Annotated in this window: 25 protein-coding genes and 2 tRNA genes; 16 read left to right on the top strand and 11 right to left on the bottom strand. The window is 68.2% G+C overall.

Translation table 11 applies throughout. From position 1 onward, the window contains the following. Positions 1 to 70: 70 nt before the first annotated feature. The 5 genes from AB0I35_RS24585 (at position 71) to AB0I35_RS24605 (ending at position 4,417) form a co-directional block, all read left to right on the top strand. Positions 71 to 1,210: an MFS transporter gene (locus tag AB0I35_RS24585; RefSeq protein ID WP_357398627.1), complete on the top strand. Its 1,140-nt coding sequence runs from the start codon at positions 71 to 73 to the stop codon at positions 1,208 to 1,210. 36 nt (positions 1,211 to 1,246) lie between these two features. Next, complete coding sequence (locus AB0I35_RS24590; RefSeq protein ID WP_357398628.1) at positions 1,247 to 2,113, top strand: alpha/beta hydrolase; 867 nt, start codon at positions 1,247 to 1,249, stop codon at positions 2,111 to 2,113. A 106-nt stretch (positions 2,114 to 2,219) separates the two neighbouring features. Further along, positions 2,220 to 3,419, top strand: a complete 1,200-nt coding sequence (locus AB0I35_RS24595) for a lipase family protein (RefSeq protein ID WP_357398629.1) — start codon at positions 2,220 to 2,222, stop codon at positions 3,417 to 3,419. Between the two features lie 132 nt (positions 3,420 to 3,551). Then, positions 3,552 to 3,941: a helix-turn-helix transcriptional regulator gene (locus tag AB0I35_RS24600; protein WP_357398630.1), complete on the top strand. Its 390-nt coding sequence runs from the start codon at positions 3,552 to 3,554 to the stop codon at positions 3,939 to 3,941. Positions 3,942 to 4,075: 134 nt separating this feature from the next. After that, positions 4,076 to 4,417: a DUF5713 family protein gene (locus AB0I35_RS24605; protein ID WP_357398632.1), complete on the top strand. Its 342-nt coding sequence runs from the start codon at positions 4,076 to 4,078 to the stop codon at positions 4,415 to 4,417. 354 nt (positions 4,418 to 4,771) lie between these two features. On the opposite strand, the gene AB0I35_RS24610 is transcribed toward AB0I35_RS24605, so the two are convergent. Further along, on the bottom strand, positions 4,772 to 5,368 hold the full coding sequence (locus AB0I35_RS24610; protein ID WP_357398633.1) for a TetR/AcrR family transcriptional regulator: 597 nt from the start codon (positions 5,366 to 5,368) through the stop codon (positions 4,772 to 4,774). 60 nt (positions 5,369 to 5,428) lie between these two features. Between AB0I35_RS24610 and AB0I35_RS24615 the strand changes: the two genes are divergently transcribed. The 3 genes from AB0I35_RS24615 (at position 5,429) to AB0I35_RS24625 (ending at position 8,878) form a co-directional block, all read left to right on the top strand. Continuing rightward, positions 5,429 to 6,406: a patatin-like phospholipase family protein gene (locus AB0I35_RS24615; protein WP_357398634.1), complete on the top strand. Its 978-nt coding sequence runs from the start codon at positions 5,429 to 5,431 to the stop codon at positions 6,404 to 6,406. Positions 6,407 to 6,572: 166 nt separating this feature from the next. Then, positions 6,573 to 8,045: an NAD(P)/FAD-dependent oxidoreductase gene (locus AB0I35_RS24620; protein WP_357398636.1), complete on the top strand. Its 1,473-nt coding sequence runs from the start codon at positions 6,573 to 6,575 to the stop codon at positions 8,043 to 8,045. Further along, positions 8,042 to 8,878 (top strand): SDR family oxidoreductase, encoded by an 837-nt coding sequence (locus AB0I35_RS24625; RefSeq protein ID WP_357398638.1) that lies wholly within the window; start codon positions 8,042 to 8,044, stop codon positions 8,876 to 8,878. The genes AB0I35_RS24620 and AB0I35_RS24625 overlap by 4 nt, the downstream gene beginning before the upstream one ends. Before the next feature lie 8 nt (positions 8,879 to 8,886). Here the strand turns inward: AB0I35_RS24625 and AB0I35_RS24630 are convergent, their stop codons facing one another. From AB0I35_RS24630 to pepN, 4 genes are all read right to left on the bottom strand, one after another. Beyond that, positions 8,887 to 9,477, bottom strand: a complete 591-nt coding sequence (locus tag AB0I35_RS24630; RefSeq protein WP_357398639.1) for an ATP-dependent Clp protease proteolytic subunit — start codon at positions 9,475 to 9,477, stop codon at positions 8,887 to 8,889. A 142-nt stretch (positions 9,478 to 9,619) separates the two neighbouring features. Continuing rightward, positions 9,620 to 10,225, bottom strand: coding sequence for an ATP-dependent Clp protease proteolytic subunit (locus AB0I35_RS24635; protein ID WP_067486178.1), 606 nt, complete (start codon positions 10,223 to 10,225; stop codon positions 9,620 to 9,622). Positions 10,226 to 10,363: 138 nt separating this feature from the next. Then, positions 10,364 to 10,816, bottom strand: a complete 453-nt coding sequence (locus tag AB0I35_RS24640) for an SRPBCC family protein (protein ID WP_357398641.1) — start codon at positions 10,814 to 10,816, stop codon at positions 10,364 to 10,366. A 155-nt stretch (positions 10,817 to 10,971) separates the two neighbouring features. Then, the gene (gene pepN / locus AB0I35_RS24645) at positions 10,972 to 13,563 is read right to left on the bottom strand and encodes an aminopeptidase N (protein ID WP_357398642.1); all 2,592 of its coding nucleotides are present in this window, start codon (positions 13,561 to 13,563) and stop codon (positions 10,972 to 10,974) included. 166 nt (positions 13,564 to 13,729) lie between these two features. Here pepN and AB0I35_RS24650 point away from each other — a divergent pair, with 166 nt between their 5' ends. Further along, positions 13,730 to 14,566, top strand: a complete 837-nt coding sequence (locus AB0I35_RS24650; protein WP_357398643.1) for a phosphoribosylaminoimidazolesuccinocarboxamide synthase — start codon at positions 13,730 to 13,732, stop codon at positions 14,564 to 14,566. Positions 14,567 to 14,581: 15 nt separating this feature from the next. On the opposite strand, the gene AB0I35_RS24655 is transcribed toward AB0I35_RS24650, so the two are convergent. Beyond that, positions 14,582 to 14,938 (bottom strand): helix-turn-helix domain-containing protein, encoded by a 357-nt coding sequence (locus tag AB0I35_RS24655; RefSeq protein ID WP_181697913.1) that lies wholly within the window; start codon positions 14,936 to 14,938, stop codon positions 14,582 to 14,584. An 81-nt stretch (positions 14,939 to 15,019) separates the two neighbouring features. Here AB0I35_RS24655 and AB0I35_RS24660 point away from each other — a divergent pair, with 81 nt between their 5' ends. Next, complete coding sequence (locus AB0I35_RS24660; RefSeq protein WP_357398644.1) at positions 15,020 to 15,883, top strand: NAD(P)-binding domain-containing protein; 864 nt, start codon at positions 15,020 to 15,022, stop codon at positions 15,881 to 15,883. 68 nt (positions 15,884 to 15,951) lie between these two features. Here AB0I35_RS24660 and AB0I35_RS24665 read toward each other — a convergent pair whose 3' ends face one another. Further along, positions 15,952 to 16,710 carry an NAD(P)H oxidoreductase gene (locus AB0I35_RS24665; protein ID WP_357398645.1) on the bottom strand — a complete coding sequence of 253 codons (759 nt, stop codon included), beginning with the start codon at positions 16,708 to 16,710 and terminating at the stop codon, positions 15,952 to 15,954. A 122-nt stretch (positions 16,711 to 16,832) separates the two neighbouring features. Here AB0I35_RS24665 and AB0I35_RS24670 point away from each other — a divergent pair, with 122 nt between their 5' ends. Continuing rightward, entirely contained in the window at positions 16,833 to 17,795 is a 963-nt protein-coding gene (locus AB0I35_RS24670; RefSeq protein WP_357398646.1) for an AraC family transcriptional regulator, read from the top strand. Position 17,796: 1 nt separating this feature from the next. Here AB0I35_RS24670 and AB0I35_RS24675 read toward each other — a convergent pair whose 3' ends face one another. Both AB0I35_RS24675 and AB0I35_RS24680 read right to left on the bottom strand, forming a co-directional pair. Then, positions 17,797 to 18,288, bottom strand: a complete 492-nt coding sequence (locus AB0I35_RS24675; RefSeq protein ID WP_357398647.1) for an NUDIX domain-containing protein — start codon at positions 18,286 to 18,288, stop codon at positions 17,797 to 17,799. A gap of 37 nt (positions 18,289 to 18,325) precedes the next feature. Next, complete coding sequence (locus AB0I35_RS24680; protein ID WP_357398648.1) at positions 18,326 to 19,546, bottom strand: FAD-dependent oxidoreductase; 1,221 nt, start codon at positions 19,544 to 19,546, stop codon at positions 18,326 to 18,328. A gap of 149 nt (positions 19,547 to 19,695) precedes the next feature. Between AB0I35_RS24680 and AB0I35_RS24685 the strand changes: the two genes are divergently transcribed. After that, positions 19,696 to 20,337 (top strand): DsbA family protein, encoded by a 642-nt coding sequence (locus AB0I35_RS24685; protein WP_357398650.1) that lies wholly within the window; start codon positions 19,696 to 19,698, stop codon positions 20,335 to 20,337. A 126-nt stretch (positions 20,338 to 20,463) separates the two neighbouring features. Here AB0I35_RS24685 and AB0I35_RS24690 read toward each other — a convergent pair whose 3' ends face one another. Beyond that, positions 20,464 to 21,408, bottom strand: coding sequence for a M48 family metallopeptidase (locus AB0I35_RS24690; protein WP_357398715.1), 945 nt, complete (start codon positions 21,406 to 21,408; stop codon positions 20,464 to 20,466). 327 nt (positions 21,409 to 21,735) lie between these two features. On the opposite strand from AB0I35_RS24690, the gene AB0I35_RS24695 reads away from it, so the two are divergent. After that, positions 21,736 to 22,209, top strand: a complete 474-nt coding sequence (locus AB0I35_RS24695) for a ribose-5-phosphate isomerase (RefSeq protein WP_357398652.1) — start codon at positions 21,736 to 21,738, stop codon at positions 22,207 to 22,209. A gap of 153 nt (positions 22,210 to 22,362) precedes the next feature. Next, positions 22,363 to 23,166, top strand: coding sequence for a DNA-formamidopyrimidine glycosylase family protein (locus tag AB0I35_RS24700; RefSeq protein ID WP_357398654.1), 804 nt, complete (start codon positions 22,363 to 22,365; stop codon positions 23,164 to 23,166). Between the two features lie 95 nt (positions 23,167 to 23,261). On the opposite strand, the gene AB0I35_RS24705 is transcribed toward AB0I35_RS24700, so the two are convergent. Next, positions 23,262 to 24,218 (bottom strand): GGDEF domain-containing protein, encoded by a 957-nt coding sequence (locus tag AB0I35_RS24705; RefSeq protein WP_067486965.1) that lies wholly within the window; start codon positions 24,216 to 24,218, stop codon positions 23,262 to 23,264. A gap of 648 nt (positions 24,219 to 24,866) precedes the next feature. Here AB0I35_RS24705 and AB0I35_RS24710 point away from each other — a divergent pair. Both AB0I35_RS24710 and AB0I35_RS24715 read left to right on the top strand, forming a co-directional pair. Further along, positions 24,867 to 24,937 (top strand) — tRNA-Gly (locus AB0I35_RS24710). A 42-nt stretch (positions 24,938 to 24,979) separates the two neighbouring features. Further along, positions 24,980 to 25,056, top strand: a tRNA-Pro gene (locus AB0I35_RS24715). The last annotated feature ends 16 nt before the right edge of the window (positions 25,057 to 25,072 follow it).

Here is a 25,072-nt window from a genome sequence, read left to right on the forward strand (position 1 = left end):
CGGGAATCAACCCGACGACTGTCGACTTCTAACCAGTGAAACTACTTTTACTGGTTAGGAAGTGGCGAGCATGCGGCGAGAGAATCTTGCCTGGGCGGGACTGGCGGCGATGAGCGTGTCGTTCGGCCTGAACTTCACCATGGGGGTGTTCTTCGCTCCGACCGCCGCGTCGTACGGGGTGTCGTCGACGGCGCTCGCCGTGGCCGCCGCGCTGGGGACGGCGGTGACCGGGGTGGCGCAGCAGGGGATCGGGCGGCTGCTCGATCGGTTCGGGCCCAAGATGGTGCTGACCGGCGGGCTCAGCCTGATCTCGAGCAGTTACCTCGTGCTCGCCACGGTGACCCAGACCTGGCAGTTCATCGTGGCCTACATGGTGCTCGGCGGGCTCGGGTTCGCCTCGGCGTCCACACTCACGGTCACCACCCTGCTCGGGCGGGCGCACGGCGCGCAGGCGGGACCCGCCATGGCACGGGCGGCGATCGGCATCAATCTGGGTCAGCTCCTCACTCCGTGGGCGGCGACCGCGTTGTTCGAGCCGATCGGCGTACGCGCCACCTTCGCCCTGCTCGGTGCGGTCGGCCTGGCCGTCACGGCCGTGTTGTGGCTGCTGCTGCCCGACGATCGGCGGGCCACCGGTGTGACAGGTGCGGGGCAGTCGCTGGCTGATCGGTGGAAGGTGCTGGTGGCGTTCGGGTTACACTCCGCGACCCTCTATGTGGTTGTGCTGATGTTGCCCAAGCACGCGGTGGAGTTGGGCTGGTCGGTTACCGGTGCGGGCCGGCTGGTCGCTGTCGCGGCGCTCGCGGCCGGCGTGACCTCCGCAGCCCTGGTTCCGCTGTTGCGCCGTCACCGACCCGAAGATCTGCTGCGAATCCTGTTCGTGGTGCGGCTGTCCGCGCTGCTGCTCGCGGTGTTCGTGCCGGGTTCGCTGGTGCTGGTCGCGGTGCTGTTCGGCATCGCCTCCTTCCCGGTCATCCCACTCACCATGGCCATCGTGTCGCGTGGACTCGAGCCGGCGCGGATGGGCCGAACCCTGGCTCCGGCCTGGGTGATTCATCAGCTGTCGGCGGCCGCCGGGCTGGGCGTCGCCGCCCTGATCCACACCCTCACCGACAGCTACCGCGGCTATTTCGCGCTCACCGTGGTGTTCACCGTGGCCGCCGCTGTCCTCGTCGCACCGGTTCGCCGTCGCGAACCGGTCACCGCCTGAACCTCCGAAATACCCACCGAGAAAGAGAGATCCATCATGAGCGAAGTCCGTCACAACACGGTCCGGATCCAGGGCCAGTCCATCTTCTACCGTGAGGCGGGTGACCCGTCGGCGCCGACTGTTGTTCTGCTGCACGGATTCCCGACGAGCTCGGCGATGTTCCGGAACCTGATCCCGGCCCTCGCCGCCGACTATCACGTGATCGCGCCCGACCATCTGGGCTTCGGGCAGTCCGGGATGCCGAAGGCCGACGAGTTCGACTACACCTTCGACAACCTCACTGCCCTCACCCTGGAACTGCTCGATACCCTCGGCGTCGACCGGTTCGCCCTCTACATCCAGGACTACGGCGCCCCCATCGGCTTGCGTATCGCCGCACGCAACCCGCAGCGCGTCAGTGCCCTCATCACCCAGAGCGGCAACGCCTATCTGGAGGGCTTCACGCCGTTCTGGGAGCCGCTGTTCGCACACGCGAACGACCGCGCCGCCCACGAACCGGAGGTCCGCGAGCTGCTCGAGCTCGAAGCGACGAAATGGCAGTACACCCACGGCGTTCCGGCCGACCGGTTGACGCTGGTCAGCCCGGACACCTGGACTCTCGACCAGGCCTACCTGGACCGTCCCGGCAACAAGGAGATCCAGCTCGACCTGTTCGCCGACTACAAGAACAACCTCGACGGCTATCCCGAATTCCAGAAGTACTTCGCCGAGCACCGTCCCCCGACGCTCATCGCCTGGGGTGCGCACGACGAGATCTTCGGAGCCGACGGCGCCCGTGCCTACCTGCGCGATCTGCCCGAGGCCGAGCTGCACCTGCTCGACGCGGGGCACTTCGCGCTCGAGACGCACGGTCCCGAGATCGCCGCGCTGATCCGTGATTTCCTCGGTCGGGTCCTGCGCTGAGCCACCTGCGGACGGCCGGGCACCCGCCCGGCCGTCCGCGCGTGATCGAGTACCCTGAGCGGCGGCTTTCGCGGCCGGCACGGCCGGTCGCCGGTGAAGGGGGATCATGCGCACAGCAGTGGCTCGGATCGTCGCCGCGGTAGCGGTGACCTGCTTGTCGACCGTCGGTTGCGTCGACGACTCGTTCCGCGACACCGAACCCGCCGCCGGTGCGCCCACCTCGGACTTCTACACCGCCGACAGTGAAACCCTGCCGGGCGCACGGGGTTCGGTGATCCGCACCCGGTCGCTGCCCGATGCCGTACCGGGTGCCCGCACCGAGCTGATCCTCTACCGCTCGATCGACGCGCACGGGGCGACGGTCGCCGTCTCGGGAACGGTATCGGTGCCGCCGGGGACACCGCCGGCGGGCGGCTGGCCGCTGATCTCCTTCGCGCCGGGCACCAACGGCGTCGCCGACGTGTGCGCGCCTTCGCGGGCCGACGGCGCGTCACCGACGAAAGACGAGCTGGCCCGCTGGGTCGCCGCCGGGTACGCGGTGGCCCGCACCGACTACCAGGGGCTCGGCACACCCGGCGGCCACGGCTACCTCATCGGCGAGACCGAGCAACGCGCAGTCGCCGATATCGTCGTCGCGGCAAGAGAATTCAACCGCGATATCGGTGCCCGCTGGGTGGCGATGGGCCACTCCCAGGGTGGGCACGCGGCCCTGTTCGCCGCGAGCGCGTCGGGCGGTTGGGCTCCCGCGGTCGATCTGCTCGGTGCGGTGGCACTCGCACCCGCGTCCCACCTGGCGGAGCAGGTGCGGATGGCGAAGTGGGCGGTGTCGAACCCGCTCGGCTCGGTCGGGACCGGTGGGCTGGCGGTGTACCTGCCGATGCTGGTTCGCGGCGCGCAGACCGTCACCGAGCTGGACCCGGCCCGGTTCCTCACCGAGCGTGCGGTGTCGATGCTGCCGCTCGCCGACACCGACTGCGCGGCGGCGCTGAGTGAATCGGGCAAATGGGGTGGGCTGTCGGTCAAGGACGTTCTCGAGCGCGATGGTGACCTGTCCGGGCTGCTGCGCGTCCTCGACGACAACGACCCGAGCGGGTTGAGTTTCACCGAACCGGTGCTGGTGCTACAGGGCCGTGACGATCACACCGTTCCGCTGAAGTCGACCGACGCGATGGTGGCCCAACAGCAGATGCGCGGTCAATCGGTGGACTACCGCAAATACGACGGGGTCGACCACAGCGAGATCATCTCCGCGTCGTTCACCGACGCCCTCGGCTGGGTCGACACCCGCTTCGGCATCACCCGTTGACGCGTACGCCCTCGGATCGACGCGCTGCGGTGGGTGTCACCCGGCTGAAGGCGCTGTCCAGGCACTGCCGCTGAGTTACGCCCACAGCAGAAGAACCGGGTGTGTCGCGCCGACAGTACTTACGCTCGGACCATGGGCGAGCACAAGGGTTTGCGGGTGATTCCGGGCGGGCGCGAGGAGCGGCGGGCACGCCCCGAACCGCTGTGGCGCGAGGCCCTCGGCGAACGCCTGCGCACGCTGCGCCAAGAGCAGCGCTCGACGCTGGTCGACACGGCGGGCCGCGCGGGCATCTCCCCGCAGTACCTCTCCGAGGTGGAACGCGGCCGCAAGGAACCCTCCAGCGAAATGATCGCCGCCCTGGCCGGTGCACTGGGCACCAGCGTGGGCGACCTCGTCGGCCAAGTGGCAGAAATGATGCGCCGACGCACAGCCGTCGTCGTCGGCGGCGACCGCCGCATCGCCGCCCCTGCTCTGCCACACACCACGATGACCGCCCCCAACGCGCTGCTGATGGCGGCTTGAAGCCAACTCGATCCGCTCGGCGGTGGCCGTAGATCGCACCGCGCGCCGCTTCCGCTGCACCCGCCGGAGTATCCGGAGGGTCTCCTCGTCGCTGAGCCCGCCTAGCTGTCGGTGGTGCCATGCATGATCGACCGATGCCGATCACGAACCGTCAGATCACAGAGCATCCGTTCCTGCGAGAGATGTACGAAGACCCGTACTATCCCGACGCCGTGCTCGACCGGTGCAAGGCGGTCCTGCTGCGCTTGTGCGGGACCATCGAGTCGGAACGCCCATCGGATCTGGCGGCTCTGTACGTGCTCACCCAAGCCGCCACGGCGGAGTTCAACGACCTGGAGGCGGAGTTCGAGGCAGCCGACAGCGAAATCGAAACGGTCGCACGCGAACTGATCGCCGAGGACTTCTGCCTGATCGCGGCGGCCTACGGCTTCCCGGATGCGGATTCGGAGGAGCTGCTGGCCGGGCGAGATTGGTGACGGGCTGCTCATAGAAGTGGCTGGCGGATCCGGCGATGAAGGTCCGGTTCCCGATGTGAAAGCCGGCTTCACCTGCACCTGCTCCCGCTGCGCCGAACCACACGACGAACCCCGCTCGGTTACGGCATGCCGCACCCGCGTACTGGAAACCCGACGCCGCGGATCAGCCCGGCAGCTTGCTCGGAGAAGAACGATGCGTGATCGCGGGATCGCACTTCTTCGTGCGGGCGACTGGTCATTCCCGTGACGCTCCGGACGCGTGGCTGAGGGTGGCATAGCCATGCCGCCCGCGTCTGATGCCCACTGGACCGGCGTAATTCGGTTCGAGCTTTGGTGCCCGGGTAGCGGGCCGATTCAGCTGGTTCGGACGGTGGTCAGTTCGCGGAGCATGTCGACGAGGGCGGTTACCGGCATTTCCGGGTCGATCGCGCGCTGGACGCCGAGGCCGATGCCGAGGGCGAGCATGCGGAGGGCCGCTTCGTCGGCGGGGAGGGGGAGGTCGATGCCGAGTTCGGTGGTCTGGATTTCGATGAGGGAGGCCAGGACGGCGGTGAGGGAGCGGCGGCGTTCTGCCAGTTCGGTGCGGATATCGGGGAGATGGCGGGTGCTGGTGGCGAACTCGACTTCCAGGGCTGTCCAGCCGACATCGCCGATGTTCTCGTCGGCCCAGCGCGCGAAGCCCTCGATCCGTTCGGCCATGGTGTCGGGTCCGAGGATCGCGGCCGACAGCGATTCGGCCCGTTCCACGTGCACCACGTCGAGCACGGCGAGGCCGAGTTCGTGTTTGGTGGCGAAATTCGAGTACACCGCGCCCTTGGAGTAGCCGGCCTCGGCGGCGACCTTCTCCAGGGAGGTCACGTTGTAGCCGTCGGCCAGGAACAGGCGTTTGGCGGTCTCGACGAGACTTTCGCGCGTCCGTGCGTGGGACTCTTTGCGCGTCAGCCTGGTCATATGCGGCAGTTTAGCAAGAAGGGGTACCGGCGGAATTCGAATACCGTTAGTATCTGGATGATGAGCACTCGACGTGGCCTTGCCATCGGTTGCGGTGGTGTCCTCGGGTTCGCCTGGACCGCCGTTGCCCTCGACGCGGTCGAACGCGCGCTGGACTGGGATGTTCGATCGGCCGACGTGCTGATCGGGACGTCGGCAGGCGCGGAGATCGTGGCGGCCCTCGGTTCCGGCCGCACACCCGCCGATCTCCTGGCTGCCCTCGACGCCGAGCCCGACGCCGACCCGGTCCTCGCGGCGCACCTTGCCGTGGACCCCGGCAAGTTCCCGCCGCTGCCCGGTATCGGCCTGCCGAACCTCGGCCTGATCGGTGCCGGACTCCGCGCGGGCTCGGCCTACAGCGCCCTGGCCGGGCTGCTGCCGCGCGGGCGCGGTGACGCGAGCTGGCTCCGCTCGTTCGGCCGGTCCCTCGCCAACGCCGAGGGCTGGGTGGATCACCCCGCGACCTGGTTGGTGGCCGCCGACGCCGCGACCGGGCAACGGATCACCTTCGGGGCCGATGGGTTCGAGGCCGCTTCGCCGCATCGGTCCGCCGATGGCTCGTCCGTCGACCTCGGTGACGCGATCGCCGCATCCTGGGCTATCCCCGGCTGGTTTCCGCCGGTGCGGATCGGCGGCCGGGACTACGTCGACGGCGGTGCGGTCTCCTCGGTCTCGGCCGACCTGCTGCTCCCACTCGACCTGGACGAAGTGGTGGTGATCGCCCCGATGACCTCCGCGGGCGGTGCCCCGGGCACCGGCTTCGACCGTATCGAACGTCTCCTGCGCACCCAGATGACTCGCGGCCTCGACCGCGAGGTGAAGCTTTTGCGCGACAACGGCATTCGCGTGATCCGCGTCGAACCGGGCCCGGTGGAACTGGCCGCGATCGGCCCCAACTTCATGGATTCCCGCCGCCGCCAGGCGACCCTCGCCGCCGCCCGCGCCAATGCCCACGCCCGCGTGCACGAAGCACTGCGCACCGCGAGTCTCGCGCGATGATCGGTAGCTCGCAGATCAGAGCACGCACTCGACGCGCGGCAGGCCCCGGCCGCCGGAAGGTGCCCCGGGCGCGGGTTGCGGCCACCGGCGTACGGCACCCGGCCCATGAGCCCATGCGCACGACGAGCGCACAGTGACCCGAGATTCTGTGAAGAAGGAGAGCCGGATGACTCAGCACCATGAGGTGATCGTGATCGGGGCGGGGGTGTCCGGGGTCGGCGCCGCCATCAAGTTGCGGGAGGCGGGTGTCGACGATGTGGTGATCATCGAGAAGGCCGAGACGTTCGGGGGGACGTGGCGGGCCAATACCTATCCGGGGTGCGCGTGTGATGTGCCGTCGGGGTTGTACTCGTTCTCCTTCGCGCCGAACCCGGAGTGGTCGCGGCTGTTCGCGACCCAGCCGGAGATCCTCGCCTACGTCGACCGGGTGGCACGCGAGCACGGCCTCGCCGAGCGCACCCGTTTCGGCGTGACGATGACCGGCGCCCAGTGGGACGCGGCAGCCGAATTGTGGCGCCTGGACACCACTTCCGGCGAGTTCACAGCGCGCTTCGTCGTCTCGGCGGCGGGCCCGTGGAACGAACCGCGCTTGCCGGACATCACCGGCCTGGACGAGTTCGAGGGCGAGGTTTTCCATTCGGCGCGCTGGAATCACGACTACGACCTGCGCGGGAAGCGGGTCGCGGTGATCGGGACCGGTGCATCGGCGGTGCAGTTCGTGCCGCAGATCCAGCCCGAGGTGGCCGCACTGCACCTGTTCCAGCGCACCGCGCAGTGGGTGCTGCCGAAGCCGGACCATCCGGTGCCGGGCATCGAGAAGCAGGTAATGCGGCGTGTACCGTTCGCGCACAAGGCTTTACGCGGCATCGAGTACGCCATGATGGAGGGCCTCGGGGTAGCCTTCCGGCATCCGCGCCCCCTGATGCAGGCGGTGCAGGGGATCGGTTCGGCGTATCTGCGCGCGGTGGTGCGTGATCCGGTGCTGCGGGCCAAGCTCACTCCCGACTACCTGCTCGGTTGCAAGCGGATCCTGTTCTCCAACAACTACCTACAGTCGCTCACCGAACCCAATGTCGACGTGCACGCCACCGCCGTCACCGAGATCCGGGGCAATACGGTGATCGGCGCCGACGGCAGCAGTGCCGAGGTGGACGCGATCATCCTCGGCACCGGCTTCCACATCCTGGACTCCCCACTGGGCGAGATCGTGCGCGACGCCGACGGCCGCTCCCTGGCCGACCACTGGAAGGGTTCGCCCGAGGCCTACCTCGGCACCGTCACCACGGGCTTCCCCAACATGTTCTCCGTCCTCGGGCCGAGTCTCGGTACCGGACACTCCTCGGCGTTCGCCGTTCTCGAAGCGCAGATCACCTTCCTGGTCTCGGCGGTCACCCGGGCCCGCCGCGAGGGCTGGCCCGTGCTGGACGTGCGCCCGGAGGTGCAGGCCCGGTATGTCGACGAGGTGCAGGCCGCGCTGCCGGGGACCGTCTACAACTCCGGCGGCTGCCGCAGCTACTACCTGGATGTGAACGGGCGCAACAGCTTCAGCTGGCCGTGGTCGACCGGGGCCCTGACGAGCCGGGTCAGTTCGTTCGATCCCGCCGATTTCACCGTCACCGAGAGCAAGGTGCTGTCATGAGCTATCCGAAGATCGAACTCGACGGCGCGCTCGTCGCCATCACCGGCGCGGCGCGTGGCATCGGCCTGGCCACCGCGCGCGCCTTCGTGGCGGCGGGCGCGCGGGTGGCGCTCGGCGATCTCGACGAGGCATTGGTCGTGCAGGCCGCGGCCGAATTCGGCGACCGGGCGATGGGGCACGCGCTCGATGTCACCGACAAGGATTCCTACGCACGGTTTCTCGATGCCGCCGTCGACTGGCACGGTCGCCCGCTCGACGTGCTGGTCAACAACGCGGGCGTCATGCCCAACGCGCCGTTCCTCGAACAGTCCGATCGCATCGACCGGCTCACTATGGACGTCAACGTCTACGGTGTCATCCACGGCATGCGGCTGGTGCTGCCCGCCATGGTGGAACGCGGCTACGGCCACGTGGTGAACGTGGCATCGCTGGCGGGCAAGTTCCCGCTCAAGGGGCTGGCGGTGTACAACGCGAGCAAGTTCGCGGTGGTCGGGCTGAGCGCGGCGACCCGGCTCGAGATGGACGGCACCGGAGTGAGCGTGAGCACCGTCCTGCCCTCGGCCGTGCGCACCGAACTCAGCTCTGGCATCGACGTGGGCATCCTGCCGACGGTCGAGCCCGAAGACATCGCCGCCGCCGTGGTCCGCACGGTGAAGACCCGGGCCGCCGAGACGTCGGTCCCGTCGTATGTCGGTGTCGCCGCGAACGCCGCCACACTGCTGCCGGAATCGCTGATCCGACTGGTGCGCAAGGCCGCTCACGACGACGCCGCGATCAACCGGGTCGACGACGACGTGCGCCGGGTCTACCTCGATCGCATCGAGAAGCAATAGCGCCGAGATCACTCCCGTTCGTGCAGAACCTGGTCGACCAGCCCGTACTCCAGGGCGGTCTCGGCGGTGAACACCCGGTCGCGATCGGTATCGCGGCGCAAGGTCTCCGGGCTCTGACCGGTGTGCTTGGACAGGATCGCCTCGATGGCCGCCCGCATGCGCACGATCTCGTCGGCCTGCAGGATCAGATCGGGAATCGTGCCCTGGCCGCGAGTCGCGGGTTGGTGCAGCACGATTCGGGTGTGCGGGAGCATCGCCCGGTGTCCCGCCTCGCCACCGGCGAGCAGTACCGCACCGACCGCGATGGCCTGACCGACACAGGTGGTGTGCACGGGTGCCTTGATGAAGCGCATGGTGTCGTACACGGCGAGCATGGCCGACAGGTCGCCACCCTCGCAGTTGATGTAGAGGCTGATCGCCTGGCCTGGGCTGTCGGATTCCAGGTGCAGCAGCTGCGCGATGAGCGCGTTGGCGACGCCCGAGTCGATGGGTGTGCCCAGGTAGACGATGCGCTCGCTGAGCAGGTGCGAGTAGATGTCGGTGATACGTTCCCCGCCGCGGTGCTGGGAAACCACATTCGGAATGGTGTAGCTGGACATATCCGCCTCTCCGCGAATTCTGGCCTGACTCGTCTGCCGCCCAGGTTGCGTCGGCGGCAGGCTGTTGGGGTAGGGGGTTGGGTTTGTCCGTCCCCGGTGAGTTACCCATGTACGCGCGTGATCACGTGGTGCCGTGGGCAATTCATGCGGTGATGCCGATGCGGCGGCGGTTGGGGACGACCTGGTCGAAGGACTCGACCACGTGGTCGATGAAGCCGTACTCGAGGGCCTGGGTGGCGGTGAACCAGCGGTCGTGCAGGGAGTCCTCGTAGACGCGGTCGAACGGCTGGCCGGTGTCCTCGGCGATGAGTCCGAGCACGGTGTCGACGGTGTAGCGCAGGTCGTCGGCCTGTACCTCCACCTCGACGGCGCTGCCGCCGATACCCGCCGAACCCTGGTGCATGAGGATGCGGGCGTGCGGCATCGCGTACCGCTTACCGGGCGTCCCGGAGGACAGCAGGAATTGCCCTGCGCTGCAGGCCAATCCGAGCGCGAGGGTGGATACCTCGCACGGCACCAGCCGCATCACGTCGCGGATGGCGAGCATCGACGGCACCGAGCCGCCGGGGGAGTGGATCCACAGCGAGATCCCCGCTTCGGGTGCCTGGGCGGCGAGGGTGAGCATCTGGGTGATGAGCAGGGTCCCGTTGTCGTCGTCGAGCGCACCGTCGAGCACGAGAATCCGCCGCCCGAACAACTGCTCACGCATCCGCCAACTGAACATCGGTGCTTTGTCGTCGTGTGCCATGAGTCAACGGTGCCTCGCGCACACCACTGTTCGCCGCCGATGCTGCCTCCAGCAGATCTGCTCACAGCAGCGAACACCGCGACACCGGAGCACGGCGGCGTCGGGCGGCAGGTGCCGTGATGACAGCGATGTGGTGGTTCAGCGGGTGGCGGAGACTCCGAGATCTCTCGCACACGCATCCAGGATCTTCCCGAAGACCATCGCGGCGATCGGTGTGGTGAGCCGGGTGATCGTGGCGGCGGCGAACGGGGCTTTCACCTCGCCGACGCTCGTCCAGCGCACCCTGGTCCCGCCCGGTTCCGCCGTGAACGTCATGGTCCCGCCGTGGTGCCGCGACGGCGGGAAGCTGTGTTCGACGAGGTAGTCGAAGGCGTGCGGCGGGTCGTAGCGAGTGATCCGCTCGGTGAACCGGCCGATCATCCACAGGTGCTGCCGGACCGCGCCGACGCCATAGGGCGCGTCTGTCCCGGGCCGGACCCAGCGATTACGTAGCACCCAGAACGAACGCCCGTAATTCCTGGTGTCGGCACACCATTCGAAGACCTGCTCGATCGGCGCCGCGATAAAGCGCTCGGCCGCAATGGTTTCCATCCCGCTTCTCCTTCGAAGATCGACATGGAGGAAGTCCCCCGACTCGGATACTACTCTCAGTAGTATTTCCGCCGTGGCGAAACGGGTCGAGCTACGCAGTGCCGGAACGGCCGATGGCCCCGATCCGGTGAGATCGGGGCCATCGGGCGCGGGTGCTACTTGGCGTCGAATTCCCTGGCGCGCAGGGAGCGTTCGATCCCGGCGCGACCTTCCGAGACCAGGCGGTGCAGGGCGGGCGGGTGGTCACCCGCGAGGAATTCGTCGGCCTTGGCCACCGCTTCCTCGGTGATCGCCCAGTGCGGGTACAGGCCGACGACGACGGTCTGGGCCACCTCGCTCGAGCGGCGTTCCCAGACGGCGGGAACCTCGGCGAAGTAGCGGTCGACATACGGGGCGAGCAGCTCGCCCTGGCCCGCGGGGGCGAAACCGCCGACGATGGCGCGGGCGGTGATGTTGGGGACCGTGTCGTCGCCCATCACCGTGTTCCAGGCCTGTTCCTTCACCGCCGCCAGCGGGCGGGCCGCTCGGGCGGCGGCGGCCTGGCGCTGGCCCGCCGCGGTCGGGTCACGGTCCAGTTCGGCGTCGATCACCGGGGACTCGAGCCCGTCGGCGTCGATGCGGCCCGCGGCGGCCAGCGCGGTGACGACGCGCCAGCGCAGATCGGTGTCGACCGTGAGCCCGCCCAGCCCGACCTCCGCCGGATCGCTGTCGAGCAGCCGGGCGAGCACATCGGTGTGCCGGGTGTCGAGCTCGGCGCCGGTGAGCGCGTTGACGAACGCCAGCTGATGATCCGAACCCGCCTCGGCGCCGCGAGCCAGCTCCAGCAACCGATCGGCGAAACCGGGCCAACCCTCCCGCTCGGCCCAACCGGGTTCCGCGTAACTCGAGATGGCGGTCGCGGCCTGCATGAGCAACCGCTGCACCACCCCGATCTCGGACTCGGCACCGATCCCGCGCTGTACGAGCGCGACGAAATCGCGGGCCTTCATCTCGGCCTGCCGGGTCATCTCCCAGGCCGCCGACCAGGCCAGTGTGCGCGGCAGGGATTCGGCGATGTCACCGACGCGGTCAACGACCACCGCGAGCGACTCGGAGTCCAGGCGCAGCGAGCAGTAGGTGAGGTCGTCGTCGTTGACCAGTACCAGGGCCCCGCGCGGCACCCCGACCAGTTCCGGCACCTCGGTCCGCGCGGCGGCGTCGAGGTCGAGCTCGATGCGCTTGGCACGCACCAGCTTTCCGTCGACATCGTCGTAGACACCGATCGCGATCCGGTGCACGCGGTACTCGCCCGCACCCGGTGCGGCGCCCTCCTGCACGACAGCGAAACTTGAGAAGGTGCCGTCGGCCGCGACGGTGAAATCGGGCCGCAGGATATTGAGGCCGGTGGTCTTGAGCCACTGCGCACCCCAGTCCGACAGGTCACGCCCCGACGCCTTCTCCAGCGCCGACAGCAGATCGTCGAATGTGGCGTTGCCGTAGGCGTGTTCGGCGAAGTAGTCGCGCAGACCGGCCAGGAACGGCTGCAACCCGACGTAGGCGACCAGCTGCTTGAGCACCGAGGCGCCCTTGGCGTAGGTGATGCCGTCGAAGTTCACCTCCACCGCGTGCAGGTCGGGGATGTCGGCCGCGATCGGGTGGGTCGAGGGCAGCTGGTCCTGGCGGTAGGCCCAGGACTTCTCCACATTCGCGAAAGTGGTCCAGGCACTGGTGTATTCGGTCGCTTCGGCCTGGCACAGCACCGACGCGAACGTCGCGAACGACTCGTTGAGCCACAGGTCGTCCCACCACTTCATGGTGACCAGGTCGCCGAACCACATGTGCGCCATCTCGTGCAGCACCGTCTCCGCGCGGCGCTCATACGACGCGCGGGTCACCTTGGACCGGAACACGTAGTCCTCGAGGAAGGTGACCGCGCCCGCGTTCTCCATCGCGCCCGCGTTGAACTCCGGCACGAACAGCTGGTCGTACTTGCCGAAGGCGTACGGCACACCGAAGTTCTTGTGGTAGAAGTCGAAACCCTGCTTGGTCTCGGTGAACAGCCGCTCGTGGTCCATGTGCTCGGCCAGCGAGGCCCGGCAGAACAGGCCGAGGGGGATCTCGCCGTGGCTGTCGGCATAGGTGTCGGTCCACGTGGCGTAGGGACCGGCGATCATGGCGACCAGGTAGGTGCTCATCCGTGGCGTGGTCGCGAACGTGTGGCGCACGACCGCGCCGATCTCGTGCTGGTCGATGTCGGCACCGTTGGAGACGACAACCCAGTCGCTCGGCGCCGTCGCGACGACGTCGAAGGTGGCCTTGAGGTCGGGCTGGTCGAAGCAGGCGAACATCCGCTTGGCGTCGGCGGTCTCGAACTGCGAGTACAAGTACACCTTGCCGTCGGCCGGGTCGACGAAGCGGTGCAGGCCCTCACCGGTGTGCGAGTACTCGCAGTCGGCCACCACCACCAGCTCGTTGTTCTCGGCCAGATCCGGCAGCGCGATGCCGGTCTCCTCGGCATACGAACTCACATCGAGATCCCGGCCGTTGAGCACCGCCGACCGCACCCGCGCCGCGACCAGATCGATGTAGGTGCTCGCCCCCGGCTTCGCGGTGAAGGTGACGGTCGTCGTCGAACCGAAGGTGTCCGACACCGCCGAATCCGCCCCGCGCGGCTGATCGGTGAGGTCGAGCTCGATCCGGTAGTTGTCCACGGCCACCACGGCCGCGCGTTCGACCGCCTGGTCGCGGGTGAGATTCGGGGCAGACATTGATCTCCTTCGTCGTCGACGAACACGGCACGCCTCGCGCGCGCCGGCCTCGGCCGCGCGCACATCAGCGTCCACAATGCCACTTGCCGCCGACACCCGCTCACGAGTTTCGGCCCCCTCGGTACAGTGCCTACGGAAAAGTTCGCACCTACCAGGAGGCTCGACGTTGAAGCATGTGCACGCCGGGAAAGTCCGTGACCTCTACGAGGACGGCGACACCCTGCTGCTCGTCGCGTCGGATCGTGTCTCGGTCTACGACGTGGTGCTGCCGACGCCGATCCCTGGCAAGGGCGCGCTGCTGACCCAGCTGTCGAACTGGTGGTTCGAGTACTTCACCGACGTCCCCAACCACGTGGTGTCGGCCACCGATGTGCCCGCCGAATTCGCCGGGCGCGGTATCCGGGTGAAGCCGCTGAAGATGCTGCAGGTGGAGTGCATCGCGCGCGGGTACCTGACCGGCTCCGGGCTGAAGGAATATCAGCAGTCGGGGACCGTGTCGGGCATCACGCTGCCGCCCGGCCTGCGCGACGGCGACAAGCTGCCCGAGCCGATCTTCACCCCGTCCACCAAGGCCGCCGAAGGTCACGACGAGGCGATCAGCTTCGCCGACGTGGTGAACCAGGAAGGCCGCGAGGTCGCCGAGAAACTGCGCGACCTCACCCTCGAGATCTACACCCGCGGCGCCGAGCACGCGGCGAAGGCGGGCGTGATCGTCGCCGATACGAAGGTCGAATTCGGCTGGGACGGTGAGGTGCTCACCCTCGGTGACGAGGTGCTCACCTCCGACTCCTCACGTTTCTGGCCCGCCGACGAATGGGAGCCCGGCCGCCCGCAGCGCTCGTTCGACAAGCAGTTCGTCCGCGACTGGTCCACCTCTACCGGCTGGAACAAGGAATACCCCGGTCCGCAGATCCCCGCCGACGTGGTCGAGGCGACCCGGCGCAAATACGAAGAAGCCTACGAGCGCATCACCGGTCGGAGCTGGACGGGTACCCGGGGATAGTCTTCGCCGCGCTCGTCAATGCACGGGCGCGGCAACACCTTTCACCGCGCAGATGTGGTCCATCTGCTCGTTCCCCCATTCGCCGAGGGTCACCAGCGCGGCGTTGAGTGATACCCCGCGCTCGGTGAGGGAGTACTCCACTTTCGGTGGGACCTGCGGGTAGATCTCACGGCTGATGATGCCGTCGTGCTCCAGCTCGCGCAGCTGCTGGATCAGCATCTTCTCGGTGACACCGGGGACGAGGCGTTTCAGGTCGCCGAAGCGCTGGGTGCCGGTGGACAGGGCCCACAGGATCAGGGCCTTCCATTTGCCGCCCACCACGTCGAGGGCGGCATCGATGCCGCACGAATACGGATGCTGTCGCTGCTTCATCTCCGCCTTACTTACTTTTTTGTAGGTATTGCACTTCACAGTCGGTACTTGTGAAGTCTAGCGCAACGGGCGAATCTGGGAGTGCATCGCCGAGCGACGGCGACAACCTTTCGGACTAGGGGAGCAATGAGTAACTCGACTGCGGTACAGCGTGTTTCGGTGATCGGTCTCGGCGCGATGGGTGCCGCGCTCGCGAAGGCGCTGCTGGCGGGTGGCCACGAGGTGACGGTGTGGAATCGCACCGCCGCACGGGCCGAACCGCTGGTTGCCGAAGGCGCGACGGTGGCGACCACCTCGGCCGAGGCGATGGCGGCCGGGGACCTGGTGATCCTGTGCGTCCTCGACGACGCGGCGGTGCGCGAGCACGTGGAGCCCGCCGCCGAGCAGTTGCGTGGCCGCGTGCTGGTGAACCTGACGACCACCACCCCGGAACAGGGGCGCTCGCTCGGCCGCTGGGCAGAGGCGAACGGCGTGGAACTCATCGACGGCGGCATCATGGCGGTGCCGTCGATGATCGGCGGGCCCGCGGCCTTCCTGCTCTACAGCGGTATCACCGCCGCGTTCGACCGGTTCCGGCACGTCTTGGATCTGTTCGGGCGCGCCGAGTGGGTCGGTACGGACTACGGTGCCGCAGCCATGTACGACCTGGCGATTCTCGGCGGCATGTACTCGATGTTCGCGGGCTTCCAGCAGGGCGGGAAGATGGTGCGCACCACCGGTGGTTCGGCTGCCCACCTGGCCACTCTGATGGGCCCGTTCCTGCAGGCGATGGCCGGGATGTTCGCTCAGTACGCACCAGGCATCGACGACCCGGCGAGCTACGTTCCCGAGCAGAGCGCCGAATTCACCGCGGGCGCGCTCACCACCATCAACACCGCCGCGGACGAGGCGGGTACCCCCTCCGAGTTGCTTCAGGTGCTCCTGAAGACGGTGCCCGGCATCTGAGCCCGAGTGCGCGGTCCGATCGTGCGAATGTTCCGCGATCGGACCGCGCTGGGTAACCGGGGCCGGGGTCAGGCGTTGACCAACTCGGCGGTGAGGAGTTCGTCGACGAAACCCTCGGCCCGGGCCTCGAACGCGGCGTAATGCGCGGCTCGTGCGTCCCCCGCGATGGCCTCACCGATCACCAGATTGCCTTCGGCGTCGATGGATTGGGGCTGGTCCTCGGCGTCGGGCAGCAGGCCGACGCGGGAATCGGCGAAGCCGCTGTAGTACGCCAACCCCTCGCTGAGCTGGGCCTCGAGTAGCTGCTGCATGCCGGGAATGATCGCGTCGCCCGCGGTGGCGCCCGCCAGACCCAGCCACAGGATGCGTTTGCCCGCCAGCTTGGGCTTGCTGCGGCCGTAGGCGAAACCGTAGTTCCAGACGCTGTCGATCCAGCCCTTGAGCATGGCGGGAACGCTCTGCCAGTACACGGGGAACACGACGACGATCACGTCGGCGGCCTGGACCCGGCGCATGTGCGCCTCGGTGGTCGCCGAGTACACCTTGTCGCGATTGCCCCATTCGGGCTGGTCGGCGACGGTCATCCGGGGGTCGAAGTTCTCGCGGTGCAGGTCGAGGAAGTCGATCGCGTACCCGGCGGCGGTGAGCCGGGCGACCGCGCGGTCGGCGACATGAGCCGACAGCGAATCGGCGCGGTGATGCGACAGGACCACCAGGGCCCGCCGGTCGACCGCCGATTCGCCCGCGCTCGCGGCGTGATCGAGGCCGGTGGGCGCGGGAGACGTTGCGGTGCGAGCGGATTCGGGTGTGGCGGAGGGCTGCGACATGGTGACTCCCTGGTCGTCGGTGGTGCGGGCTGTTCGCCCTGTGCTTCGAGTCAACCGTGAATCGCGTGGACGATCTATGGGTGATCATCTCCGGTCGATAGGAATTCGTCTACGCTGATGGCGTGGATCCGTTGAGTTCGCTGTTGAGCGGCATTCGTGCCGAAGGATCGGTCGTCACCCACGCCGTGCTGCGGTCGCCGTGGACCATCCGCTTCGCCGACCGTGCGCCCCTGGTCATGGTCACCGTCCTGCGTGGCGGCGGCACTCTGGTGCTCGCCGACGGGTCGTCGACCCGGCTGGTGGCCGGTGACACCGCCGTCGTCCAGGCCTGCGAGCCGTTCCACCTGGCCGACACCCGCGCCACGCTCGACCGCCCGCACATGGGCTACGAGCTGTCGTGCTTCGTGCCCCGTGGTTTCGGCCCGGCCGATCTCGCCTGTGCCACACCGGAACTCGTCGAGACCGCGACCGGCACGCCCGAGGAGACCTCGCTCATCGTCGGCGCCTATCGGGCGTCCGGGCGGCGGCACGAGCGGCTGCTGCGCGCGCTGCCGCCGGTGATGGTCGTCAGCGACGACCCGGAGGTCTGCGCGTGGCTGGAACAGTCCGCCGCCGACGCGGTCCGGCTCAGTGCGGGCTCACAGGCGTTGATGGACCGGCTCCTGGACTGGGCGCTGGTGTGCACGCTGCGGACCTGGCTCGCTGCCCAGCAACACTGCGCGCCCGCCTGGTATCGCGGCATGGCCGACCCGGTCGTCGGGCCGGCGCTCGAGGCCATCCACAACGATCCGTTCCGGCGCTGGACGGTGGCCGATCTCGCGGCCGAGGCGGCGGTGTCGCGGGCCCTGTTCGCGCGCCGGTTCAGTGAGGTGATGGGTGAGACGCCGCTGGCCTATCTCACCGAATGGCGGATGGCCGAGGCCGAGGAACTGCTCGCCGACCCGAATCGCAGCGTCGCCCAGGTGGCGACCACCGTCGGCTACTCCGATGCGTTCGGGTTCAGCGCCGCCTTCAAACGTCTTCGCGGACAGAGCCCTTCGGAATTCCGCTCCACCCTGCGCCGGCCTGCCCTGGCGAGAGTGTGAGTCATGGTGTCGGCGCGGTACCCGCGAGGTGCTCGGCCAGCCGCTGCAACAGCGGACGCTGACCCTTGACCAGCTTGGGTTCGGCGATCGCCGGGGTGAACCAGCCGACCCGGTCGATCTCGGGGAACTCGCCGAGGCGGCCCGAGCGCGGCGGCCACTCCATGGTGAAGGTGCCCGGGACGATCGCGTCCGGATCGAGGTCGCCCTCCACGGCCCACACGGTGACCGTCTTGCGGCGCGATCCGCTGCCGTACTGCACGTCACCGAGCGCGATCCACGGCCCGTCCGGCACCGGCAACCCGAGCTCCTCGGTGAACTCGCGTGCGGCCGCCACCTCCGCCGATTCGACCCCGATCTCGTACTCGCCCTTGGGAATCGACCACGCCGACTCGTCCTTCTTCGCGAACAACGGTCCGCCCATGTGCCCGATCAACACCTCGATCCCGGCCTCGCCACGCCGGAACACCAGAACACCCGCGCTGTAGACATCCACGCCGTCGAGTCTGCCAGGTGCGGGAAACGCGGCACGCTCACAATGCGGTGTTCGGGTCCGCCAGACGCTCGGGGTCGACCGGTTCGCCCGAGGTCACCAGTTCCTTGATGCGATCGGTGACGTCCCAGACATTGACGTTCATGCCCGCGCGCACGCGGTTGTCCCGGTCCAGCCAGAAGGCGACGAATTCCGGTTTCGCCACGTCGCCGCGGACGACGACCCGCACGTCGTCGTCGCGACCGACATAGCCGGTGTACTCCATCCCGAGGTTGTACTGATCGGTGAAGAAATAGGGGAGGCGGTCGTAGGTGGCTGACTTGCCGAGCATCGTCAGCGCGGCCACCGCAGGCTGATTCAGGGCATTGGCCCAGTGCTCCACGCGTACCCGCTTGTCCAGCAGCGGATGCAGCTCCTCGGCGATATCGCCGACCGCCACCACATCCGGGTCGCTGGTACGCAGGGACTCGTCGACCAGGATGCCGGTGCCGGTGGCCAGCCCGGCGGCTTCGGCGATCTCGATATTCGGCTGCGCGCCCACCGCGACCAGTACCGCGTCGGCTGCCACCACCTGGCCGTCGTCGAGCTGCACACCCGTGGCCACGCCGTCCTCGGTGTGGATCCTGTCGACGACGACACCGGTACGCAGGTCGACACCGTTGCCGCGATGCAACTCGGCGAACACGGTGCCCATCTGCGGACCGAGCACCGACACCAGCGGCAGCTGCGCCGCCTCGAGCACCGTCACCTCCAGCTGCCGCGCCCGCGCCTGTGCGGCGACCTCGAGCCCGATCCAGCCCGCGCCGATGATCACCAGCCGATGCTTCGAACGCAGCACCTCGAGCAACCGATCGGAGTCACCGATGGTGCGCAGGGTGTACACATTGCTCGCCTCGGCGCCGGGAACGTCGAGGGTGCGCGGACGTGACCCGGTGGCGAGCGCGAGCTTGTCGTAGGACAGGGTCGACCCGTCCGGCAACGACACCGTTCTCGCAGCCGGATCGAAAGCCTCGACCGTGGTACCCAAACGCAGGTCTATGTGGTGATCGCGGTACCAGGCCGGCGAATCCACCGTGAAGTCCGGCAGCTGCTGATCACCGGCCAGGTGTTGTTTCGACAGCGGCGGGCGCTCGTACGGTAGGTCGTCCTCGGCCGCCAGCAGCGTCACCTGGCCGTCGAAATCGTTGGCGCGCAAGGCCTCGGCCAGTTTGGCGCCGGCCAGCCCACCACCGACGATCACGAAATGCTGATTCGAGCTCATACACGGACTCCTTCTCACGGACGTTCCGGTTTCCCTCGCCGTCGAGCCTAGCCGGGGGCGGCGATCAGGGGAACGAATCCGGCGCAGGCACGGTTGCACCAACCAGCGGGCCGCCCTGCCCGCACACAGCTGACCCGAGAGGAAGACCCGTGAGCGATCAGGCCACCAAGGATCTCGCCGAATTCTGGTTCGACCCGCTGTGCCCGTGGTGCTGGATCACCTCGCGCTGGATCCTGGAAGTCCAGCAGGTACGCGATATCGAAGTCCGTTTCCACGTGATGAGCCTGGCCGTGCTCAACGAAGGCAGGGACCTGCCGCCGCAGTACGTCGAACTGATGGCCGCGGGCTGGGGCCCGGTGCGCGTCGCCATCGCCGCCGCCCAGAAGCACGGCGAGGAGATCCTGGCCCCGCTCTACACCGCCCTCGGCACCCGCATCCACGACCGCAAGGCCGAGTTCGAACGCGCGACCACGCAGGAAAGCCTGACCGCCGTGATCGCCGACGCCCTCGCCGAACTCGACCTGCCCGCCGAACTCGCCGAGGCCGCCGACAGCACCGACTACGACGAGGCGCTGCGAGTCAGCCACCACGCGGGCATGGACAAGGTCGGACCCGACGTGGGCACACCGACCATCCACGTCAACGGGGTCGCGTTCTTCGGCCCGGTGCTCTCACGCATCCCGCGCGGTGAGGACGCGGGCCGGGTGTGGGACGGCGTCGTCGCCCTCGCCTCCTACCCCCACTTCTTCGAACTCAAGCGCACCCGCACCGAAGAGCCTGTGTTCGATTAGCGGCTGGCGCCGCGGGGTCTTCGGCCCTGAGGGCCTCGAATCCGAGGGGCGATACTGCGGCTTCGCCGTTACGTCTCGCCCCTCGGATCCGAGGCGGCCGAAAACCCGTGGTGGTTGCGCTAGGGCTCAGAGCGTTTTCGGGGGAATGGCTGGGGGTGCGGTCTGGACGGGGTATCCGCCTGGGGGTGGGACCATTCCTGGGTGTGGTGGGCTCGGGTGCCAGAACATCGGGCCCGGCTTGCTGCGGTCGCGCAGTGCCCACATTCGCCAGGTGAGGACCGGGTGGCTGGACATGGCGTTCACCAGCAGGACGAAGCCGCCCTTCTCGGTGGCGGCCCGGTCTGCCATCTCGTCGAAACCGACCGCCGTATTGAGGTACTTGCCCGCCGCGAGGGTGGCCATGGCACCGGCCGCGCCCTGATGGCGGTTGCAGAAGCCGTGATTGTCGGCGGTGTACTCCTGCGCGCGGATCAGCGACGACCCGAGAATCGGCAGGTACGGTGCGACGAACATGCCGAGCTGGCGCCAATACGACACGTGACCAGCGGCGATATGGCCCACCTCGTGGCCGATGATGAAGGCGAGCGCGTCGGGCTCGCGTGCGGCGCCACCGATCTCGAACAGGTCGCTGTAGACCACGACGAACCGGCGGAACCCGTGCCCGGAGGCGAAGGCGTTGATCTGGCCGTTGCCGAGGATCACGTACGCGTCGGGCGCCTTCGACATCCCGAACCGCACGGCCGCCTCCTGCACCATCCGGTACCCCTCGGGGAACTGGGTGGGTGACATCTTCACCCCGTTGATCCGCATACGCGCGAAATTCATGCCACGTCCGGCCCACAGCAGCACCGGCGCGAACAACAGCACCAGCACATACGGGCTGGTCAGCAGCGAATCACCGGACTCCGGCCGGCCCTGGGCGTCGACAACCGGTTCGGCGACCAGCTCCACAAGCAACATCAGGATCGCCAGCAGGTAGGCCACGCCGGTGATCATGATGACCACCACGAGCAGCGGAATCTCCCACGGATGCCGCGCGGGCATCCCGAACGGCGACAATCCACGCGGCATCGGCTGCGTCGTCCCCGGCGGGCCGCCCGGCGGGTAGAAACCTTGCGGCACAGACGGATACGCACCCGCAGGCGGCGCGGGAAACGCGCCGGTCGGTGGGCTCGGCTGCGGCCACGGCGCCGACCCGGCGAACCCCGGCTGCCCCTGCGGCCACGCCGGCGGCGGATATTCGCCCGGCCGCGGTGCGGGCTGGTCGGCGGGTGTGGCGTCGCTCGGCCGGTCGGCGGGTTGGCCGGAACGCTCCGGTGGGGGACCTGCCGAATGCGGTGAATGCGGTTCGTGCGGGTGCATGAAACGACTCTAAGCGCGCCTGCGACAATCGCAGCCATGCGCGTTTACCTGGGTGCCGACCATGCCGGTTTCGAACTGAAGAATCACGTCAAGGCCCATCTGCTCGAGGCCGGACACGAGGTCGTCGACTGCGGCGCCCTCGAATACGACGCTCTCGACGACTACCCCGCCTTCTGCATCGAGGCGGCGCGGCGCACCGTCGCCGACCCGGGCTCGCTCGGCCTGGTCTTCGGTGGCAGCGGCAACGGCGAGCAGATCGCCGCCAACAAGGTCCCGGGCGCCCGCTGCGCCCTCGCCTGGAGCGTCGAGACCGCCAAGCTGGCCCGCGAACACAACAACGCCCAGCTGATCGGCATCGGCGGCCGCATGCACACCACCGAGGAAGCCCTCGCCATCGTCGACGCGTTCCTCGCCCAGCCCTGGTCGGAGGAACCTCGCCACCAGCGCCGCATCGACATCCTGTCCGACTACGAGAAGTCCGGCGAAGCCCCCGCTGTGCCCGCCTACTGATCCGCCTCCCCGCGAATTCTGGACAGACTCAGGTGCGGGATGAGCCCCTGACGCGGCAAGCTCTCTCGAGGTGGCCGGGTCAGCCCGTGCCCGATGAGTTACCCATGTGCTTGCGAGATCAGTTGGTGAGATTGTTTCGAGGGGTGTGCTCTTATGCCTGAAGGACACACCCTTCATCGGATCGCGCGGCTGCATCAGGAGCGGTTTGCCGGTGGGGCCGTGCGGGTTTCGAGCCCGCAGGGTCGGTTCGCCGACGGCGCCGCGCTCGTGGACGGGCAGGTGCTGGAGCGGGCCGAAGCGTACGGGAAGCATCTGCTGCATCACTACGCGTCCGGGCTGACGGTGCATGTGCATCTGGGGTTGTACGGCACCTTCAGTGAGGTGGAGTTGCCGATGCCCGCACCCGTGGGGCAGGTGCGGATGCGGATGGTCGGTGCCGCGACGGGATTCGGAACCGACCTGCGCGGGCCGACCGCGTGCGAGGTGCTGCACCCGCCGGAGGTGGAGGCGCTCACCGCCCGCCTGGGCGCCGACCCGCTGCGCCCCGATGCCGACCACGAGCTGGCGGGTGCGCGGATCCGACGCTCCCGCAGGGCGATCGGGGCGCTGCTGATGGACCAGTCGCTGATCGCCGGAGTCGGCAACGTCTACCGCGCCGAAGTGCTGTTCCGGCACGGCATTTCACCGTTCCGGCCGGGCACCTCACTCACGGCGACCGAATGGGACGCGCTGTGGGCCGATCTCGTCGAACTCATGCCGACCGGCGTGGAAACCGGACGCATGCATGTGGTGCGTCCCGAACACGACAGTGGCGCACCGTCCTACGCCAAGGACCGTCCGCGCACCTACGTCTACCGACGCCAGGGTGAACCCTGCCGTGTCTGTGGCACGCCGGTCTCCCACGGCACGATGGAAGGCCGAAACCTGTTCTGGTGCAACGTCTGTCAGCCTCGCTGACGAAAACACCTCGGCCACGGTCGAAACCGTGGCCGAGGTGCGCAGAGAAGGTCGACCGAGTCCGGGCCGCGAAGTGCAGGCTTCGCGATCCGGACTCAGCCGGCGACCGCCGTTCCCAGTTCGGGGTCGCCCGATTCGGCGAGGGCGAAACGCCGCCCGCCCGCCGATTTCGCCGAATACATCGCGCGGTCGGCGCGACGCAGCAGGTCGGTGAAATCGCACGTCTTTCCCGGTGGGCAGAACGCGGTGCCCACGCTGGCCGACACCGGCACCGGGCCCGCGCTCGACCACACCGGGTCGCGCAGGGCCGCGACCACACGGTGCGCCAGCTCGCTCAGGGTGTCGCGGCGCGGATTGGCCGCCACGACGAACTCGTCGCCGCCGTACCGGCAGATCACGGTGTCGGGCGGGCACACCTCGCGCAGCCGGTTGGCCAGCTCCACGAGCACCTCGTCACCGATCGCATGTCCGTAGCCGTCGTTGATCTGTTTGAAGCGGTCCAGGTCCACCACCAGCACCCCGACCCCACGGGTCGGGTCGGCGGCGAAGGCACGCACCCGTTCCTGCAGGAGTGTGCGGTTCGCCAGGTCGGTCAGGGCGTCGTGGGTGGCCTCGTGGCGCAGGCGATGCTGCAGCGCGGCGATCTCCTGCACGCGCAGCGACACCTTCGCCGAGATGTTCTGTTCCTGTTGCGCCAGTGCGCGCTCCTGTAGTGCCTGGGCGTAGCTGTCGATGGCCTGGCTGGCCACCAGCGGCCAGCGGGTCGCCACCAGGGAACCCGGCACCCCCGAGGGGAAACCGAGCAACCAGCGGGTGGCATGGGCCAGCATTCTCGTCCGTTCGAACGGCGCCTCGGCCAGCCGTGCGCCGAGCTTGCGCGCCTGCGGTACCGGGAACGGTTCCGTCCTCGCCAGGTGCAGCAGGCGCTCGACGATCTCGATGAGCACAGGCTCCAGCTGATGCGGTGCCACGGACGATCCCGGTTCGGCACACACCGCGCGGGCCCAGGCGCGGGCCATCGCGGCGACCGGTGGCTCGATGTGTGCGGACATCGACATCACCGGCGGAAGGTGGCGACGGTCTTGCCACCTCGATCGTTCGCACTGCTACGCGGTTGGGTCCGCCGAGTTCGGCACACGCTCACCGCCCCCTTTCCAGATACCCCCGTCCGGCAAAAAGGATCCTAGCAAGCCACTCGAGACTCAAAAGCCGCGTTCTAGAACGCGTTGCAGTCTCTCGCGAATGGCGATCGGCTATGACATCGCTACAGCCGCCCGGGCGTTACACACTTCGCGAAAAAACATTGGAAACACCGAAACGTGCAGCGTGTTGCCCGAATTCGGGCGGTGGGCGTGTTGTCGCCATGGTCCCTCCTGGCAAAGGTGTCGCGTCGACCGGTAGGGCCGTCGCGCGCTCTTTTATGGTGGCCTACCCGCCGCCCCCGTGCCAGGTTTTCGAGGAAAATTCTCCTTTATATTCCCCCGGGTGGAGCAGGCGTCGGTCCCCTGAGACGCAACCACCATCGTGTCCGGTACCCGTGGTCCCGGAATAGGGCCTAAGGGCCCTAATCGGGCGCGGAAAGAGGGGGCTCACCGCAGCGCCGAGACGTTTCGCGGGGCCGGATTGGCGTTCGGCGCGCGGGATTCGGTACAGTCGTGGCGCACACGACATCGTGGCGATCCCATCGATGTCGTATGCCTGCGGGTGTAGTTCAATGGTAGAACCTCAGCCTTCCAAGCTGATGGTGCGGGTTCGATTCCCGTCACCCGCTCAAACATGACTTCCCTCGACGGCGTGAACCGCCCCGAGGTATCGGGGTGTAGCGCAGCTTGGTAGCGCATCCGCTTTGGGAGCGGAGGGTCGCAGGTTCAAATCCTGTCACCCCGACCATCACGACGAACGCGCC

Origin of the sequence: Nocardia sp. NPDC050378 (genome assembly GCF_040655675.1) — a bacterium.
Classification (GTDB): Bacteria; Actinomycetota; Actinomycetes; order Mycobacteriales; family Mycobacteriaceae; genus Nocardia; species Nocardia coubleae.